Genomic DNA, 1757 nt, shown 5'->3' with positions numbered 1-1757 from the left:
GTGGACGACCACCAGCAAACGCAGGCAAACATCGAAGTGACGCCGATGCAGTGGACCGATTCCTTGTGGAGGACCTTTTCTTGCTATCGGTCCAACATGGAAGGCGACCGGAGGGAACCGATTACCGTGCAATGGACAGCCACTGCCGACCAGATAACCGCTCAGCTCGAGAGTCGCGGCTGGGTTGAGGGAAGCTCGCTTTCGCTTCGCAGCCTCTTGTCGCTCGTGGCGCCGAATGTGCCCGCCACGGCGTTGCCGGTCCTGCCGCGGTTGAACAACGGCGAGCCGTCGGCGTTCGTGTTCATTCGTTCCCTCGGCACGCCCGACGAACGCGACGTGCTTCGATTCTGGCCCACCCCCTACACCGTCAAGCGACGCGACGGCGATGCGCCCACGCCGATCTGGCTCGGCTCGATGGTGCATGAGCGGCTGCGCCGGCCTGCGTGGCCATTCAATGTGCTGCGTCCGGAAAGGGACGCCGATCCGATGATCACCACGCGCGGCGAAAAGTCGCCGTGGCACGACCTTGAAGTCTCCAGCAGTGTTGGATGCGGGAAAGTTCCCGTGACGCTCATCGAGTCGGGCAACCGATGATGTTCGCCGCCGCATGGCGAGACGGGATGCAAGACGGGATACTTCAGGAGATGCGCCGTTGATCGAGATTCCGACATCGCAGATTGCTGCGTGGGGTAGTGCGGCCGTGTTCGCCAATGTGCTGGCCACGCGGCTGGGCGCGCCGCTGCCGGTCATTCCCGTGCTGGTAGTCGCCGGCTCGGCGGTAGCGAACGGCACGTTGCCGTTCACCCATGTCTTTGCCGCGGCGGTCGTGGCAGCGCTCATCGGCGATACCGTGTGGTTCACGGCGGGGCGCAAGTACGGCCGCCGCCTGATCAGGGTGATTGCGCGGATATCGTTGTCGGTGGATACGAGCGTGCGTGTCACGCGCAGCTTGTTCGAGCGTTTCGGGACGCCGATCGTGGCCGTGTCGAAATTCGTTCCCGGCCTTGCGCTGATCACGCCGCCCCTGATGGGGAGCACGCGCATTGCGCCCTGGGTGTTCTTCAGTTGGGACGCGGCGGGCACGGCGGCGTGGGCTGCGTTTTGGCTGCTGGGCGGCGCGCTGTTCGAAAGGCAACTCGGGATGTTGATCCGTGTGCTCAAGCCGCACGGCGGGACGATTATCGACGTGCTGGTGTCCGTCGCAATTCTTTACCCGATCTATCGATACGTCTTGCGTTGGCGTTTGCGCAAGTGGCTCGCCCGCGTTTATGTCACGCCGGAGCGGTTGGAGGAAATGCTGCGCTCCGACTCGCCGCCCATTGTCATGGACGCGCGTTGGGAATCGATACGCCGGCAGGATCCTTATCGAATTCGAGGCGCGTCGATCTTCGATCTCAGTTCGATGGACCGTGCCGGTGCTTCGTTTGCGGCGCGTCCGGTGGTCGTGTATTGCGATTGTCCGAACGATGCGACCGCACGCAAGGTTTGTGGTCAGTTGCGTGCGCGCGGCTATTCGAATGTGTTTGTCTTGAAGGGCGGGATGGATGGGTGGGTGCTTCGTGGATATCCGATTGAGCCTCTTCCGCGGAGGTTTAGCGCGAGTGTCGTCGCGCAGTTTTAGGCGCTGGCGCTGGGGGCGGGGTTTGGGCGGTGCTGCTGGCGGCGAGTGTGGGGCTAGGGTGGAGTCCTTCTGCTAGCGTGGTCGTTCTGCATAGGTAGTATTTTCTTGCTTATTACTGTTAGCCCCTGTCCGGGGC

At 62.8% G+C, this 1757-nt stretch carries 2 protein-coding genes; both read left to right on the top strand.

The genetic code is table 11. The annotated features are described in order from the left end of the window. On the top strand, window positions 1–594 hold a 594-nt coding region (locus WCA53_RS28250; protein ID WP_423918736.1), incomplete at its 5' end, for an LssY C-terminal domain-containing protein. 58 nt (window positions 595–652) lie between these two features. Beyond that, window positions 653–1621, top strand: a complete 969-nt coding sequence (locus tag WCA53_RS28245; protein WP_423918733.1) for a VTT domain-containing protein — start codon at window positions 653–655, stop codon at window positions 1619–1621. Window positions 1622–1757: the final 136 nt, after the last annotated feature.

Origin of the sequence: Caballeronia sp. (genome assembly GCF_049581465.1) — a bacterium.
Taxonomy (GTDB): domain Bacteria; phylum Pseudomonadota; class Gammaproteobacteria; order Burkholderiales; family Burkholderiaceae; genus Caballeronia.
The sequence above is the reverse complement of the archived record's forward strand: the minus strand, read 5'-3'. Positions and strand labels throughout refer to the sequence as shown.